This is a genomic window from Streptomyces sp. NPDC054796 (genome assembly GCF_053611545.1).
Map to the genome: position 1 here is coordinate 416,368 of NZ_JBSHAO010000001.1, position 16,321 is coordinate 432,688.

13 protein-coding genes are annotated in these 16,321 nt (G+C 70.6%); 9 read left to right on the forward strand and 4 right to left on the reverse strand.

Translation table 11 applies throughout. The annotated features are described in order from the left end of the window. Positions 1-406: 406 nt before the first annotated feature. Positions 407-3,064 carry a polysaccharide lyase family 8 super-sandwich domain-containing protein gene (locus ACWGJ2_RS01820; protein WP_453343921.1) on the reverse strand — a complete coding sequence of 886 codons (2,658 nt, stop codon included), beginning with the start codon at positions 3,062-3,064 and terminating at the stop codon, positions 407-409. Between the two features lie 419 nt (positions 3,065-3,483). On the opposite strand from ACWGJ2_RS01820, the gene ACWGJ2_RS01825 reads away from it, so the two are divergent. Then, positions 3,484-4,080, forward strand: a complete 597-nt coding sequence (locus ACWGJ2_RS01825; RefSeq protein WP_453343922.1) for a TMEM165/GDT1 family protein — start codon at positions 3,484-3,486, stop codon at positions 4,078-4,080. A 46-nt stretch (positions 4,081-4,126) separates the two neighbouring features. On the opposite strand, the gene ACWGJ2_RS01830 is transcribed toward ACWGJ2_RS01825, so the two are convergent. Beyond that, entirely contained in the window at positions 4,127-5,587 is a 1,461-nt protein-coding gene (locus tag ACWGJ2_RS01830) for a GntP family permease (protein ID WP_453343923.1), read from the reverse strand. A 605-nt stretch (positions 5,588-6,192) separates the two neighbouring features. On the opposite strand from ACWGJ2_RS01830, the gene ACWGJ2_RS01835 reads away from it, so the two are divergent. Beyond that, the gene (locus ACWGJ2_RS01835; protein ID WP_453343924.1) at positions 6,193-6,522 is read left to right on the forward strand and encodes an MmcQ/YjbR family DNA-binding protein; all 330 of its coding nucleotides are present in this window, start codon (positions 6,193-6,195) and stop codon (positions 6,520-6,522) included. 57 nt (positions 6,523-6,579) lie between these two features. Here ACWGJ2_RS01835 and ACWGJ2_RS01840 read toward each other — a convergent pair whose 3' ends face one another. Continuing rightward, positions 6,580-8,061, reverse strand: coding sequence for a cellulase family glycosylhydrolase (locus ACWGJ2_RS01840; protein WP_453343925.1), 1,482 nt, complete (start codon positions 8,059-8,061; stop codon positions 6,580-6,582). 568 nt (positions 8,062-8,629) lie between these two features. Between ACWGJ2_RS01840 and ACWGJ2_RS01845 the strand changes: the two genes are divergently transcribed. After that, the gene (locus tag ACWGJ2_RS01845; protein ID WP_453343926.1) at positions 8,630-9,331 is read left to right on the forward strand and encodes a response regulator transcription factor; all 702 of its coding nucleotides are present in this window, start codon (positions 8,630-8,632) and stop codon (positions 9,329-9,331) included. A 315-nt stretch (positions 9,332-9,646) separates the two neighbouring features. On the opposite strand, the gene ACWGJ2_RS01850 is transcribed toward ACWGJ2_RS01845, so the two are convergent. Then, a complete protein-coding gene (locus ACWGJ2_RS01850; RefSeq protein ID WP_453343927.1) occupies positions 9,647-10,270 on the reverse strand; it encodes a TetR/AcrR family transcriptional regulator in 624 nt (207 codons plus the stop codon). 491 nt (positions 10,271-10,761) lie between these two features. On the opposite strand from ACWGJ2_RS01850, the gene ACWGJ2_RS01855 reads away from it, so the two are divergent. The 6 genes from ACWGJ2_RS01855 (at position 10,762) to ACWGJ2_RS01880 (ending at position 16,220) form a co-directional block, all read left to right on the forward strand. After that, on the forward strand, positions 10,762-11,379 hold the full coding sequence (locus ACWGJ2_RS01855) for a ScbR family autoregulator-binding transcription factor (protein ID WP_453343928.1): 618 nt from the start codon (positions 10,762-10,764) through the stop codon (positions 11,377-11,379). A gap of 256 nt (positions 11,380-11,635) precedes the next feature. Beyond that, positions 11,636-12,397: a ScbR family autoregulator-binding transcription factor gene (locus ACWGJ2_RS01860; RefSeq protein WP_453343929.1), complete on the forward strand. Its 762-nt coding sequence runs from the start codon at positions 11,636-11,638 to the stop codon at positions 12,395-12,397. Positions 12,398-13,026: 629 nt separating this feature from the next. Beyond that, complete coding sequence (locus ACWGJ2_RS01865; protein WP_453343930.1) at positions 13,027-13,356, forward strand: TcmI family type II polyketide cyclase; 330 nt, start codon at positions 13,027-13,029, stop codon at positions 13,354-13,356. Next, complete coding sequence (locus tag ACWGJ2_RS01870; protein WP_453343931.1) at positions 13,353-14,624, forward strand: beta-ketoacyl-[acyl-carrier-protein] synthase family protein; 1,272 nt, start codon at positions 13,353-13,355, stop codon at positions 14,622-14,624. The genes ACWGJ2_RS01865 and ACWGJ2_RS01870 overlap by 4 nt, the downstream gene beginning before the upstream one ends. Beyond that, positions 14,621-15,850, forward strand: a complete 1,230-nt coding sequence (locus tag ACWGJ2_RS01875) for a ketosynthase chain-length factor (protein WP_453343932.1) — start codon at positions 14,621-14,623, stop codon at positions 15,848-15,850. The genes ACWGJ2_RS01870 and ACWGJ2_RS01875 overlap by 4 nt, the downstream gene beginning before the upstream one ends. A 103-nt stretch (positions 15,851-15,953) precedes the next feature. Further along, positions 15,954-16,220, forward strand: a complete 267-nt coding sequence (locus ACWGJ2_RS01880; RefSeq protein WP_453343933.1) for an acyl carrier protein — start codon at positions 15,954-15,956, stop codon at positions 16,218-16,220. The last annotated feature ends 101 nt before the right edge of the window (positions 16,221-16,321 follow it).

The following is a 16,321-nucleotide window of genomic DNA, read 5'->3' on the forward strand; positions in this document are numbered from 1 at the left end:
TGGCGGCGGGCGCAGCGGGCAACGTACCTCCCCCCAGAGGAACGGCGGCGGGGCGAAGCTCCGCATCAACGCATGAAACGTATAAGGCGTTCTGAGGCGCGGCTGAATTCTGATGCGGGGGAGTATCTCCCGTTTTCCCCTTTTTGATTGTGCGTTCAAGTAACGCTTGGTCGTGTGGTACGGGTGGTAACTGTCGGCGTCCGAGCGAGTGCGCAGGGCATCTGAACTGCGTGTACGGGCACTGGTGGAGCGCGTGGGAGCGGTACCGCGCGTGTTCGCCGTCGAGGGATACGGCTATATAGGTTGTGAAGGGAAATGACCGAAAACTTATCGTGGAAGGCTGTTTTCGCCACCTTCCAGCCCTCGCGTCGGCACCGGAACCGGCACCGGCGTTCGCACCGGCGCCTCATCCCTCCCGCAGGGTGACGGTGAAGGTGCGCCCGTAGGCGTGGCGGGTGGGGAAGCGCAGCAGCGTGCCGCCGCGCACCGCGCTCGCGCGCACGCCAGGGTCGCCGGACACCACGCGCAGCGGGCGCCCGCGCAGCAGCACGGTGAGTGTGTCACGGCGCATGGTCGGGTCGCTCGCGGCGACCGTGACCTCTCCGCGAATGCGGCCTCGGTCACGGTCACGGCCCTGGTCACGGCCGTCCGCTCGGCGGACGAGGACGCTGGCCTGACCGTCGAGCCGCAGCAGTCCGCCGGCCTCGTGACGGCCGTCAGCGAAGGAGTTGGCCGCGGTCAGGCCGAGGCCGGTGTGACGGACGGCCTGGAGCCGTGTGGTGTTGGCGAGGACGCTGAGCGGCCCGCCCCTGCCCCCGCCCCCGTCTTCGCCGCCCCCGCCGTACGCGCGCAGTGCCCGCTCGCTCGCGTGCGGGACGAGCGCGTAGGCGAGGGCCAGCGGCTCCGCGCCGGGTGCCTGCCGGAACGAGGCGTCGAACACCTGACGCGTCACGGGGGTGTCGGGGTTCGCCGTGCGTACGGCGCGACGGCTGCGCGTCACCTTCTCCAGGCCGACGGTGACCGGGTGCCGGGCGTCGAGGAAGACATAGCCGACGGCCGTGCCCTCGGTGACGTTCGCGTAGCGCAGCCACCGCAGACGGGCGGTGTGGGCGCCGTCGCCGGGCCCTGCCCAGGGGGTGCCGTCGGTGTGAGCCCCGGTGAGGGTGAGCCGGTCGTCCGGTGCGGCGATGCGCGCGTCGACGGTGGTGGTCACCGCGCGGCCCGCCTGGTCGCCCACCCCGGCGGCGAGTACCACGATCTCGTCGTCCAGCAGGAACCACGACTTCGTCGCCGTCGCGTTGCGGTAGACGGTGAAGTCCTCGGGGAGCAGGTCGCGTTGGGCGTACGCCACATCGTCGGACTGCGTCATCCCCGCCACACCGTAGGCGTCGAGCACAGCGCCGCCCGAGTGCGTGTTGGTGCCGCGCGGGAAGTACACATAGGTGTTCTGCGACTCCGACGACGCGGTGAAGTGCAGCGGGTGGTCCGGGTTGTCGTAGTACGGGGTGCCGTACAGCTCGGGCACCGTCCGGCGCCGCTCCACAGGTGCCGTGACACCGGCGAGCCCGTACGGCGAGACGGTGGTGTAGTAGTCGACACCGTACGCGTGGCTCTGGTCCTGCCCCGCCAGGTACAGGTAGTGCGCGCCGTCGCCCTGGAACCAGGGCATCAGGTTCTCGCCGCTCATGTACTCGTACTTGCTGATCCGCTCCGAACTGCGCGCGAGCGAGAAGGCGTAGCCGGGGCGGCGGTGCACCGTCCGGTCCATGGCGTTGAACGCGGTGCTGCGTGCCACCGGGTTGAGATCGGCGGCCGGTACGGAGGTGTCGGCGAGCACGTCGGCGTAGCGCACGACGGTCAGCGGGGAGGCGAAGCGGGCCGGGTCCGGCTTGGTGCGCGAGGCGGTGTGCAGGTGTTTCACATAGCTCTTGAGCGCGGTGGCACGCTCGCCCGTCGCGTAGCCGGACAGATCGGTGACCGCCTCGGCGACCACGGCGGTGTCCGCGTACCCCGTGCCCGTACGGGAGACCGCGCGGCCCTTGACGGACTCCATCATCCAGCCCTCGAAGATCAGCGGCGCGAATCCGTCGGCCACCCAGCGGTGGACGACGGGGACGAGCGCCGAGGTGTCGGCGTAACCCGTGCCGTCGAGGAGCTTGAGTGTCTGCGTGACGCGAGTGAGCAGCGCCTTTCCGTACGACCCGGTGTAGGCCACCGAGTGGTGCTGGATGAAGGAGCCGTCCGCGTAGTACCCGTCCGTGACCCCGTGCCGCAGCGCGTACGGGTCGATGGTGGCGTAGACGGTGAGCTGGTCCTCCAGCGCCTTGCGGATACGGGCCTCGCCGGAGTCACCGCCGATCAAGGCGCCCTGGAGCAGGCGGTTGGTGGTGATGTCGGCGAGGTTGGCGCCGGTGTGGAAACGCGAGTCGAGGTCGACGTCACCGTCCTTGCCGTTGCGCAGGTACGCGTCCATGGAGGCGAGGTAAGCGGACGTCAACTCGGGCCGCTGCGCGGCGAGTTCGTCGGCGAGGAGGGCGAGCGTGGCGGTGGCGCTGGTGGAGATGCCGATCTCCCAGTGGTACCAGTTGCCGTAGTAGCCACGGTCCTGGTCGCCGTAGTAGCGCGAGTGGAGCAGCGCGAGCCCGTCGACGACGCGGCGCCGCGCCTCGGCATCGCCGTCCAGCGCGCCACCGGGCGTACGGGCCGCGAGCGCGATCTCGTAGAGCTGCCGGAAGGTGGTGTTGAGGTTGCCGTCACTGCTGCCGAGCGGCAGCCCGGCGAACAGCTCGTCGGCGCCCGCCGCGTCCATGGCCGCAAGGTGTGTGCGGGCGGCCTTCTCGACGGCGGCCAGCTTGGCCGCGGTCTCGGCCCGCGCGTTGGACTCGGACGTACCGGCGAGGACGGCCAGCGCGTTGGCGAGCAGGCGCTCGGTGCCGGTGCCGCTGCCGCTGCTCCGGGCCGCCGGGCCCGCCCCGGGGGCGGCGGCCGCGCCGTGCGCCGGAAGCACCCCTGACAGCCCGGCCGCCGCCAGGAGGGACAGCACGTGTCTGCGCGTGATCTCCATGGGCCCTGGCCCTCCTCACCGGGAGCGAACGAACGCAGCGGAGCGAGCCTGACGGTGCGCAGTCAAACAGGTGCGGAGGTGCCCGACAAGCGGGGCCGGGCCGAGCGGGGGCGGGTGGTTCCGGGCGGGGACGTGCCCTCGATCGACCTTCCGTCCACGTGGGGGGTACCCTGACACGCAGCGAAGGGGAGTAGTCCCGAAACACCGGCTGGTCGACATACTGGACGTCCGCATGGCGGACGGCCCGGCCGCCGGGCCGTGGCGCCGGACCGGCGTGGCGGTGGACGAGACCTTCGGCCAGGCATTGACGTGCCCGCTCGCGCGGGCACACCCGTCGTGCCGGGCCGAGCGGTCCTCCCGTCGCCCGTCTGCGGCGCCTCGCGAAGACCCGGGCCCGGCCCTTACAGAAAGCCCCCGGAATGCACCTCGACCTCCTGGCGATCCTCACCGCCTTCGGCCTGATCTTCCTCGCGGAACTGCCCGACAAGACGATGTTCGCCTCTCTGGCCATGGGCACCCGCATGCGCCCCCTGTACGTGTGGCTCGGCACGTCGAGCGCCTTCGTCGTGCACGTCGCCATCGCCGTGGGCGCGGGCAGCCTGATCGGGCTGCTGCCCGACTGGATCGTCAAGCTCGTCTCCGCCGCCCTCTTCGGCTTCGGCGCGTTCATGCTCCTGCGCGGCGGCGACGGCGACGGCGAGTCGGACGACAGCGGCGGCAAGACCGTGACCGGCTTCCTGCCCGTCTACTCCACCGCCTTCATGGCCGTCTTCATCAGCGAGTGGGGCGACCTGACCCAGATCACCACAGCCAACCTCGCCGCCTCCAACGGCACCTGGTCCACGGCCATCGGCTCCGCCGCCGCGCTCATGTCCGTCTCCGCGCTGGCACTGCTCGCCGGGCGCTTCATCGCCAAGCGCGTCCCCCTCAAGACCGTGCAGCGCATCGGCGGAGTGTGCATGCTCGGGCTCGCCGTCTGGTCCCTCGTCGAGGCGGTCACGGCCGTCGCGGGCTGAGCCGGACGAGGGCCAGGGCGGCCTCCCCGCCCCGCATACACATCGCTCACATCACGAAGCTCAACGCCTGGACCAGCAGCAACGCGATCACCGAGGCGCCGGAGACCGTGAGGGTGCAGGTCTTGAGGGTGCCGCGGGTGGTCTGGCCCATGAGGGTCTGGAGCAGCCAGAAGGTGTTGCTGGTGGCGTGGATGGCGAACAGGGACCCGGCGCCCGCGGCCAGCGCGATGAGGACGGGCGGTACGTCGAGACCTGGCGCCACAGGCGCCAGGATGCCCGCCGCCGTGATCGCCGAGGTGGTCACCGAGCCGATCGCCATGTGGAGGACGGCCGCGATGACCCAGACGAGCGCCAGCGGCGCCCACGTGCTCGCGGAGAAGGAGTCCTTGACGATGTCCCCGAGCCCCGCCTTCTCCACCACGGCGGCCAGCGAGCCGCCCACGCCGGTCAGCACCAGGATCTGGCCGCTCGTACGGAACCCCTGGTTGAAGGACTCGCCCACCGCGCCCTGCGGCAGGCACTTGCGCGCGACGAGGCAGGCGCCGACGAGGCCCGTCAGCAGCCCGATCACCGGGTCGCCGAGGAAGCCGACGACGGGCGAGGTCCACCCGGCGATCTCCGCGAAGGCGCCGGTCGCGATCATCACGAGGGCGAGCAGCAGGGGAGCGAGCGACAGGGCGAGGGGAGGGGAGGCGGGCGGGGGAGTGCTGCCCGTCGGTGCCTCCGCTTCCGCCTCTGTCGCCGCCTGAGTCGGCGCCCCTGTCCCCGTCGGCGCCCCGGCTCCCGTCGACATCGACGCTGAGGCGGGGGCCGACGCCGGGGCCGTAGCCGGGGCGGGCTCGGGCACGTCGGCCGCCGCCTCGTCGACCTCGTCGCGTTCGGCGTTCCACAGGCCACGCCTGCTGAGGGCGCTGAACAGGAACAACGCGAGCACTATGGTCACGGCCGCGACGGGGAACCCGTACACGAGCATCACACCCAGCGGTATGTCCAGCAGCCCGGCCAGCGCGAGCGCGCCGATGCCGGGTACGGACAGGGCGATGCCGACCTCCACGCCCAGCGCCATGGCGGCTGCCATGCGCGCTGTGCCGTAGGGCCCGATCTTCCGGCCCAGCGAGCGGGCGATCGGCGCCGTCATCACCAGCAGCACATCGGCGAAGATCGACTGGAGCACCGTCCCCATCGTCACGGCGAAAGAGTACGGCAGCCGCTTCGGACCGAGGAGCCGCAGCAGCACGGCCACGAGTTTCTCGATGGCGCCCAGGGAGGAGAGCAGCGTCCCCAGCAGCACTCCGAAGACGATGAGCAGTCCGACCTCGGCCATCAGGTCGCCGAAGCCCTTGCTGATGGTGGCCACCGTGCGCTCGGGGCCGAGTCCGCCCGCCAGCCCGAGGTAGACGGCGCCGAGGACGAGGGCGAGAGCAGGATTGACCTTCGCTCTCAGAATGAGCAGGACCACTCCGGCGATCGCGATCGCCGTGTGCACCAGCGGTGCCGCGTTTCCCATCGCTTCCCTCTCCCCGTTCCGGGTCGTGCGTGCGGGCGCGGAAGGGGGTGGGGCGTCCGGCGCGGCGTGCGCGCCCTGAGCGTCGTGTGTCGCGTTACGGGGTGAGGGCGAGCACGTTACGTCGTCGCGTGGGAATCGCCAACACGGGGGTACGCGGCAGCGTCCGGGCGGGCACCAGGCGGGCGCCGCACGGGCACCGCACAGTCATCACAGCGGCACGTAAACGCCGCCGACCTGCGTGGAACCTCTTGTTCCGGTGTACGGGGGCGGGCTATCGTCCGTGCGTATTGCCACGTTGTGGAATCCGCGTCTCAGTATGTGGGGTATCGGCGTGGCGTGAACCGAGAGCGGAACCGAGTAGAGAAGTGGCATGCGGGACAGGGCCGTTGAGGCCCTGACGAGGTGGCGGCGGTCGTGTTCGCGCCGCTGCCGGGCCCTTGCGGAAGGGGCCGGCAGCGACGGGGTGAGAGGCATGCACCGCGCACGCTCCCAAGCGGAATGGAACGGAACGGAAGGGAACGGACGAGGGCGGAAGAAGGGGGAAGAGCGGAGAAGCGAGGAGAACCAGGGCCGCGTTGTCAGACCCGCTCGCTAGGGTGGCACACATGATCGGTCCGGATGACGTACGCCGTATCGCCCTCTCCCTCCCGGAGACCACAGAGGTGCTGGCTTGGGGCATGCCCACCTTCCGCGTGGCGGGGAAGATGTTCGTCACGATGCCTGACGACGAATCCTCGTTCGCCGTGCGCTGCCCCGTCCTGGAGCGGGGCGAGCTGATAGCGGCGGAGCCCGAGAAGTTCTGGGTGCCGCCGCACGAGGCCAGTTCGTCGTGGGTGCGGGCGCGGCTGGCCGCGCTGGAGGACCGGGACGAGCTGCGGGACATCATCCAGGACTCCTGGAGGCAGGCGGCACCGGGCCACCTCCTGGACGTGTGACCCCGCCCGCCCACCCCACCCCCGCACGGCCACGTCACGTCACATCACGGCACAGCCCTACGGCGTCACAGTGACCGTCACCCGTGCCCCCGGCAGCGCCCGCACGCGCACGAGCGCCGAGGTGCCCGGAGCGACGGTCCGCCTGTCGCTCACGGCCCGGCCGTCCACCGCGATCCGCCAGCCGTCGGGCGAGGGCGGCAGGGAGAGTTCGGTCGCGCCCTGGCGCAGGGGGCCCGCCGTGTAGGAGAGCCGGTGCACGCGCCCGTCGGGGTCGTAGGTGTCGGCGCGCACCTTCCCCGCGACGGCCGCGGCGTACGGAGTGGCGGTCAGCTCCTTGTTCGGCCGCAGCGCGCCCGATTCGTCGGCGGCGCAGTAGCCACCGCCGTAGCACCACACGTATCCGGCCCAGCCCGCGCTGTACCGGCCGAAGGAGGCGAGCGCGTCCTCGTAGAACTCACGCATGTGCGGGAGGCCGTTGTTGAGCGGTCCCCACTCGCCGATCACCACGGGGAGGCCGTGGCGCCGGGGGTAGGCGGTGACGGCCGCCTCGTAGGACTCGATCCAGCCCGCCGAGGGGTCGTAGTCGGCGCCCGCCTCCATCGCGGTGTTGTAGAAGTGCGGCGCGTACACCACCCTCGGGTCCTCGATCCTCCCGAGTCCCGTCGGCACGCCCTCGCCCACGATGGGGGTGGGCTCGACGAACAGCCAGCCGTCGCGGTCGGCCGAGCGGATCGCGCGGGCCGCGCGGCGGTGCATCGGGGTGATCTGCTCGGCCTCGATGCGCCGGGCCGCCGTCGGCAGGTCCTCGCCCTCCCGCAGTTCGCCCATCGGCTCGTTGAGGGGGTCGTAGCCGAGCAGCGCCGGATGCCCGCCGAAGCGCTCGGCGAGCACACGCCACATCGACGCCTGGGCGCGCCGGAGGTCGGCGTCCTCGTAGAGATGGGTGAAGGCACGCTGCACGGCGGGCTGGAAGTACTCGGAGAACCAGTCGTCGGGCTGGGGTGTGAAGGGCAGCCCGTCGGTGCGGGTCGCCCACTCCGGGATGCCGCGGTGGCCGAACGCCGGGCCGAAGACGTCCTGATGGGCGTCGAGGAGGACGTGCACGCGGTACTTCGCGGCCCAGTCCAGGATCCGCTCGATCTTACGGAGGTAGCCCGCGCTGTAGTGCCCGCGCCGGGGCTCCAGGTCGTCCCAGAAGACCAGCAGCCGGGCGAAGTTGAAGCCGTGCCCGCGCATGTCGCGGAAGTGCTTCTCGGTGATGGAGGAGAGGGCGGCTTCGCCGCGGTGCGTCTTGTCCTCGACGTTCCAGCCGCGCAGCGTCAGGGCGCGCCCCCGCGAGTCGGTCACCCGGGGAGCCCGGGGAGCCCGGGGCGCGCGGGGCGGCTCGCCTTCCGCTCTGGTTCCGGGGCCCACGCCCGTACGGGCCCCCGGCAGCAGCGGCGTCGTCCCGGACGCCGGAGTGACGCCTCCCAGGACCGCGAGCATCGCGAGCACGGCGGCGCAGACGGCCGCGACGAGAACCGGTCTCCCTGAGCGCACACACACCACACTCCTCTGTCGGCTCCGGTGCCCGCAGAGACAAACAGGAGGAGCGTGTACTGACAAGAGCCGCCGCCGCTCCGGCCCCCGAGCGGACGCGCCGTCAGCTCCCTGCGGGCCGGGGCTGGTCGAGATCGCGCCACTCTTCTCCCCTCCTTCTCCGCTTTCCTCCCCCGCCCCGCTCCTCTTCTGCTAGGCGCGGGAAACACGTCGAAGCGCACTCACCCATCGCCTCACCCTTGCCCAAAGCATGACGTCCCGTGAGGTGGAAGTCTGCTTCGTTGGTATGAACGGTCGGTTAATCGAGTGGACTTGATGGGCAATTGGGAAGAATGCGTTCGCTCGCGGCTTTGCTCCGCGTACGGAGGATTTCATTCCGTGATTTGGTCAGGCTTTGTCCTATTTTCTGGTGCACGTGCCGAGGACGTGGAACCTTTGACAAACCGGGAGCGCGGTTTGTAACGTCCTGGATCACGGTCCGGATCGGATCGTGAGCTGGGTGAGCTAGGGGGAGCCTGTGAACCAGCGTTCGGCGGACGTATTGGAGCCGCACATAGCGGGACCTCGGATGATCGAGGGCAGCACGCCGGCGAGTTGGCCGGAGCGGGAAAGCGTGTGGCGCGTACTGGTGGTCGAGAGCGACGGGGTCGAGGCCGAGGATCTTGCCGGTGGACTCCGTCGGCACGGACACGAAGTGCGCTGTGTGGGTACGGGCAGCGAGGCCATCGCCAGGTGCGGTGACGCCGACGTGATCCTCCTGGGCCTCGAACTGCCGGATCTCGACGGTCTCGGGGTGTGCCGGGGCATCCGCTCGATGAGCGATGTTCCCGTGATCGCCATGACCGGTCGCGGAAGCGAACTGGACTGCGTGCTCGGCCTCCAGGCCGGCGCGGACGACTATCTGGTGAAGCCGTACGGCTTCCGGGAACTGATGGCCCGTATGGAAGCCGTGATGCGGCGCGCGCGGGCCAAGGCGCCGACGGGCGTCGTGGTGTGCCACGGCCCGCTCCGCATCGACGCGAGCACCCGTGAGGTCAGCCTGCACGGGCGTCAGGTCGAGGTGACGCGCAAGGAGTTCGATCTGCTCTTCCTGCTGGCCTCGCACCCGGACACGGTGATTCCGCGGAAACGGCTCATGCAGCAGGTGTGGGGCGACTCCTGGTCCCGGCGCACCGTCGACACGCACGTGAGCAGCCTGCGCAACAAGCTCGGCGCCAGCGGCTGGATCATCACCGTGCGCGGTGTGGGCTTCCGGCTCGGACAGGGCTGAGACCCCCGGCCCCGCGACGACAAGGGCGGGGCCGGGCCCCTCCGCCGCGGCCACCGGCGAGCGGCGTACGCGGCGAGCGTGACGGATACGACGCGCGTGACGGATGCGACGCACGCGGCCGGTGGTCCGGCCGACGATGCGGCCGGCGATGCGGCCGGCGCGAACCGTGCCGCCGATACCGTCGACGGGGCCGACGCGGTCGGCACGGTCGGCGCGGCGGAGGAAAGCGGAACCCGGGGGCAAGGCGGATCCGGGGCGGTCCGTGCACGGGGACATGGGGGAATCCCTTCACGAGGCAACTGCGCCCGGCGGGGTCTAGCGCGGCAGATATCCGTTCAGGAACGCGTGGACGCCGGACGTGATGAGACGGGTGACCTCGTCGGCCGGGAGCGGCAGCGCACCGTAGTACGAGCGGTCGATGATCTCGCCCGAGATGAGCTGGATGAAGTGGCTGGCCGCCTGTCGCGGGTCGTCGGTCTGGAGCAGTCCCTCGTCGGCGAAGCTGCGGAACCGGTCGGCGAGCGCGTACTCCACACGGACGGGCCCCGCCTCCTCCCACGCGCGCAGCAGCTCGGACGGGAGGTGTCCGACCTCGGCGCGCAACTGGCGTACCAGCGCGAAGTGGTCGGGGAAGGTGCCCAGCGGCTCGACCCAGGCGCGGCCGAAGTCGATGAGATCGGCCTCCAGATCGGTCACCTTGCGCAGCCAGCGGTCGATGACGTCGAGCTGCACGTCGTGGATCTGGGTCGCGCCCTCCTCCACGATGAGGCGGAACAGCTCGGCCTTGCCGCCCTCGAAGTGGTTGTAGATGGTCCGGGTGGAGACGCCCGCCTCCTTGGCGATGGCATCGATGCTGGTCCGCGTGTATCCGTCGCGGCCGAAGACCGTACGGGCTCCCCGTGTGATGGCCTCGCGCTTCTCCGCCAGCCTGCCTCCCACGGCGCACCTCTTTCTCGTTGCTCTGTGCGACGCCGCTCAATGGGGTACGACGCGCACTGTATTGATTACAATATACATTGTAGCCTGGCGATGTGGAACCGCCCGGGACGCATGTATATCCCGTCCGGGGGGTGCGCCGTGACCGGGGCGTCGCGGTGCCGTCCGGCGGTCTGTTCCATGGTCGTTCCGCGGGGCCGTTCCGTGGATCGTTCCGCGGGGTCGCGAGGCTTGAGGTATTCGCTTTCCGTAAAAAAGGAAACATACCGGCAGCCTGGTTTGTTTGCTGTGTCCAGGTGGCATACACCTGGCGGAAGCCGCTCCCGGGGTGTCAACGTTGTCTGCCCTTCCGGTGCGGTCCAGGTAGCTGAAAGGCCCCTTGTCGGGACGAGGGGCCGCCCGTTAAAACCAGGAAGTCGGTACGGAAGCTCTCGGCTGACGCGGCATATCGCCGCCGAGCCAGCGGGGTGGGACGGAAGGGGAGGGGCCGGTCGGTGACCAGACAGGAGCGGGCCGCGCGCACACGGTGCGAGCTGGTTCACGCCGCGGCGGTGCTGTTCGAGCAGCAGGGATTCGCCCAGACGACGCTCAACGGAATCTGCCGTGAAGTGGGGGTGAGCAGCGGAGCGCTGCACTTCCACTTCGAGAACAAGGCCGCCATCGCCAACGCCATCGAGGAGAAGGCGTCCAGCACGCTGCGCCACACCGTGTCCCGTCAACGCCCGCGCAGAGCGGGTGCGTTGCAGGAGCTGATCGACACCTCGCACGTGCTGGTGGCGCAGTTGCGCGACGACCTCATCGTCCGCTCCGGAGTGCGGCTGAGCCACGACATCGCGCGCCAGGGCGGGCCCGCCTTCCGGCAGGAGTGGCAGGTGCGGGTGCGCGCACTCCTGGAGGAGGCGAAGGAGGACGGTTCGCTCGCCCCCGGGGTTTCCGTCGCCGAGGTGGCCGCCACCGTCACCCTCGCGACCGTCGGACTCATGACGCTGGGCCGGAGCGACACCGAGTGGCTTTCGGGGAGTTCGGTCACCGGCTTCTGGCGGCTCGTTCTTCCTCAGCTCGCCGGGGCGGATTTCGCGGACCGGCTGGATCCGTGCGGGGCCGCGGCATGAGAAAGGCGTGAGAGGAAGTGCGTGTTGTCCGTGTGCCCGCGGCTACAACGTTGTAAAGCGCGGGTCAAGTGGGGGGTAAGGATGGTCAAACTCTGGTCGTTCCCATGACGGGGAGACCGAAGGGCCACTAAGGGCTTGTTACCGTAAAGGTCGAAAATCCCACCCCCCTCTCAGGCCGGGCCCGTGCGGCAGCCGGCCGAAGCACCGCGTCCACACCGGGACGGTGCGGCGCAGCCCGTGTGACTGAGGAGCGACGTTGGCTAAGCGGGATCGGGGGATCATCACCCGGCGGCGAATTCTTGAGGCCGCGGCAGAAGTTTTCGAAAAAGAAGGCTATCAGGCGGCCACCGTCACCGAGATTGTCGAGGTGGCGAATGTCACCAAAGGTGCGCTGTATTTCCACTTCCCGTCGAAGGAGGACCTGGTCCAGGGAATCTTCGACGCGCAGGATCTCGATGTGCTGGTGCGCCCCCAGCCCGTGAAGCTCCAGGAACTCGTCGACGGCACCTATATCTTCGCGCGCCGCCTCGCGACGGAATCCCTCATCAGGGCCAGCGTCCGCATCTCCCTCGACTCGCGCACCCGCCAAGGGCTGGCCGACCGGAGCCCGTTCAAGGAGTGGACCGCCTGCGTGCTGCGGTCCCTGCGCGCGGCCGAGGCGCAGGGCGAGCTGCTGCCGCACGTCAAGCCCGCTGAGACGGCGGACCTGTGCGTCAGCGCCTTCGCCGGGCTCCAGCTCACCACGCGCGCGCCGCACGAGGACGAGGACCTGCCGCGACGGCTTTCCGTCCTCCTGCACCACCTCCTGCCCAGCATCGCCGTGCCCGCGATCCTCGCCGCGCTCGATCTGTCGCCCGACCGCCTGGACACTCTCGACGGCACACCCGAGAAGGACTCCTGTGTCCTCGCCGAGGACGATTCCTGCGGCCTTCCCGACGACGCCTCCGCCGTTCTGGACGACGCGGAATCCACAGCGCTGGAAGGTGCGGAGACGCCGCCGTCCACGCTTCTCGTCTGAGCCCGTCCGGTCGTCCGGGCCCGTTCGGGAAACGCACGCGCGCCGCCACGTTCCGTGACATCCCGCGGACGTTTCGCGCGGCGGTGGCACTTTCACGGGGCACCGCCACACGCACCCCGTCGCGGTGAGCCGCCCCGTGAACTCACCGCACAGCTTGGGTAATTGGCCCGCGCCACGTCAACTCTCTTTGTGTGAACTCTTTCCGCAACCCGCGCCGTCCTTTCCCGCACCGGGTGCGCACCGGCTACGCAGCGTATCCGCAGTGACACGTTCATTCCTCGGACAAAGCGATGACCCAACTTCACCAAGGTCTGACCTGAGTTGACTTGAGGTGTGTCCGGGGAGCGAACAAGCTGTTGACCAGCTCCCGGGGCAGTGGTCAGCGAGGCGAGACGGCCGGGGGCCTGCGGTGTCCGCCGCAGGTGCGTGCGGAGGAGCGTGACCGCTCCGCGCGATGTGTCTCACCGCCGTCTCCGCGCGGCCGACGGGCACATCAGGCCGCCGTACCGCCCGCGCAGTGTGTTCACGTCCGGCTTCCGGCGGCGCCGTCCGGCGCCCGCCGCGGAGCAGGCCTGCCCGCCTGCACGTGTCACTCCCGGAGCACTTCGGTCATGGAGGAGAGAGAACGCATGCACAGTACGTTGATCGTGGCCCGCATGACTCCCGCCGCCAGCGGCGATGTCGCCAAGCTGTTCACCGAGTTCGACGCCACCGAGATGCCGCACCTCATGGGCACCAGGCGCCGCCAGCTCTTCGCTTACCGGGGTCTCTACTTCCACCTTCAGGACTTCGACTCCGACAACGGCGGCGAACTGATCGAGGAGGCGAAGACCGACCCCCGCTTCGTGCGGATCAGCGAGGATCTGAAGCCCTACATCGAGGCGTACGACCCGGCCACATGGCGCTCGCCCGCCGACGCCATGGCCACCCGGTTCTACAACTGGGAGGCGTCCGCGTGACCGGGCGTCGCGTGGCCATCACGGGCATCGAGGTGCTCGCTCCGGGCGGCGTCGGCGTCAAGAGCTTCTGGAGCCTGCTCACCGAGGGCGCGACGGCCACCAGGAGGATCACCTTCTTCGACCCCTCGCCCTTCCGCTCCCAGGTGGCCGCCGAGATCGACTTCGACCCCGAGGAGCACGGCCTCACCCCGCAAGAGGTGCGGCGCATGGACAGGGCGGCGCAGTTCGCCGTCGTCGCGGCGCGCGGTGCGGTCGCCGACAGCGGCATCGAGCTGTCGGAGACCGACCCGTACCGCGTCGGTGTCACCGTGGGCAGCGCCGTCGGCGCCACCATGGGGCTCGACGAGGAGTACCGCGTCGTCAGCGACGGCGGGCGCCTCGACCTCGTCGACCACGCCTACGCCGTGCCCCACCTCTACAACTACCTGGTGCCCAGCTCCTTCTCGGCCGAGGTGGCCTGGGCCGTCGGCGCCGAGGGCCCCAACACCGTGGTGTCCACGGGCTGCACCTCCGGCATCGACTCCGTCGGCTACGCCGCCGACGTCATCCGCGAGGGCAGCGCCGACATCATGATCGCGGGCTCCTCCGACGCACCCATCTCGCCGATCACGATGGCGTGCTTCGACGCCATCAAGGCGACCACACCCCGCCACGACGAGCCCGAGCGCGCCTCGCGCCCGTTCGACGCGACACGCAACGGCTTCGTCCTCGGCGAGGGCTCCGCCGTCTTCGTCCTGGAGGAGCTGGAGAGCGCGAAGCGTCGCGGCGCACACATCTACGCCGAGGTCGCGGGCTACGCCACCCGCAGCAACGCGTACCACATGACCGGGCTGCGCCCCGACGGGCTGGAGATGGCCGAGGCCATCGACGCCGCGCTCGGCGAGGCCCGGATGAATCCCGAGGACATCGACTACATCAACGCGCACGGCTCGGGCACCAAGCAGAACGACCGGCACGAGACCGCCGCGTTCAAGAAGAGCCTGGGCGAGCACGCGCGCCGTACGCCTGTCAGCTCCATCAAGTCGATGGTCGGCCACTCGCTGGGTGCCATCGGTTCCATCGAGATCGCGGCCTCCGCGCTCGCCATGGAACACCACGTGGTGCCGCCGACGGCGAACCTGCACACACCGGACCCCGAGTGCGACCTGGACTACGTGCCGCTCACCGCGCGCGACCAGATCACCGACGCCGTCCTCAGCGTGGGCAGCGGGTTCGGCGGATTCCAGAGCGCCGTGGTGCTCGCCAGGCCCGAGAGGAGCAAGGCATGACCGCCTCCGTGGTGGTGACCGGCATGGGTGTGATGTCACCCAACGGGCTCGGCGCGCGGGACTACTGGACGGCCGTTCAGGAGGGCCGGAGCGGCATCGGCCGTGTCACCCGCTTCGACCCCACCCCGTACCCCTCGCGGCTGGCGGGGGAGATCCCCGGGTTCGTCGCGGAGGACCACCTGCCCAGCAGGCTGCTGCCGCAGACCGACCGGATGACCCGGCTCGCGCTGACGGCGGCGGACTGGGCGCTGGAGGACGCGAAGGTCGTCCCCGGCGAGCTGTCCGCCTTCGACATGGGTGTGGTCACCGCGAGCTCGGCCGGCGGCTTCGAGTTCGGCCAGAACGAGCTGCGCAAGCTGTGGAGCCAGGGCAGCCAGTACGTCAGCGCGTACCAGTCCTTCGCCTGGTTCTACGCCGTCAACAGCGGCCAGATCTCCATCCGCAACGGGCTGAAGGGCCCCAGCGGCGTCGTCGTCAGCGACCAGGCGGGCGGTCTCGACGCGGTGGCCCAGGCACGCCGTCAGATCCGCAAGGGCACACCGCTGATCCTCTCCGGCGCCGTCGACGCCTCCATCTGCCCCTGGGGCTGGGTCGCGCAGATGACGGGTGGCCGCATGAGCACCAGCGACGAGCCCGAGCGCGCGTATCTGCCCTTCGACGCCGGCGCGCGCGGACATGTGCCCGGCGAGGGAGGCGCCATCCTCGTCATGGAGGACGCGACCGCGGCGCGGGAGCGCGGGGCGCGGATCTACGGCGAGATCGCGGGCTACGGCGCCACCTTCGACCCCCGCCCTGGGTCGGCGCGGGGGCCCGCGCTGCGCCGGGCCGTCGAACTCGCCCTGGAGGACGCGAAGGTGGTGCCCGGCGAGGTCGACGTGGTGTTCGCCGACGCCGCCGCCGTGCCCGAGCTGGACCGTACGGAGGCCGAGGCCGTCAGCGCCGTGTTCGGGCGCCGCGGGGTCCCGGTCACCGCGCCGAAGACGATGACGGGGCGCCTCTACTCGGGCGCCGCTCCGCTCGACCTCGCCACCGCCTTCCTGGCCATGGAGGAGGACGAGATCCCGCCGACGACGAACGTCGAGGCCCTGCCGGAGTACGGGCTCGACCTCGTGACCTCCCGGCCGCGCGCGGCGCGGGTGCGTACGGCCGTCGTCCTGGCCAGGGGCCAGGGCGGCTTCAACTCGGCCGTCGTCGCCCGCGCGGGGAGCGCGGCGGGAGACGCCTAGGAACGTGCCGGTGCGGACCGCACACCGCCATGCGTCACCGCGCCATGTGCCACCGCGCCATGTGTCATCGCGCACCACCTCACCGACGACGAAAGGAACTCACGTGTCCACCAAGGAATTCACCCTCGACGACCTGCGCCGCATCCTCCGCGAGGGCGCGGGCGAGACCGTGGACCTCGACGGCGACATCCTCGACACCGGCTTCGAGGAGCTGGGCTACGAGTCGCTGGCGCTCCTGGAGACCGGGGGCCGCATCGAGCGCGAGTACGGCATCACGCTCGACGACGCCGCGCTGACCGACGCCGTCACCCCGCGCGCCCTCATCGAGGCCGTCAACGCGGACCTGGCCGGGGCCGAGCGCGCCGCCTGACGTGGCGGGGGCGCCCCGCCCCCCCCCCCCCCCCGCGGCCCCCCCCCCCCCCCCCCCCCCCCCCCCCCCCCCCCCCCCCCCACTTCTGTACAGACCAGGAC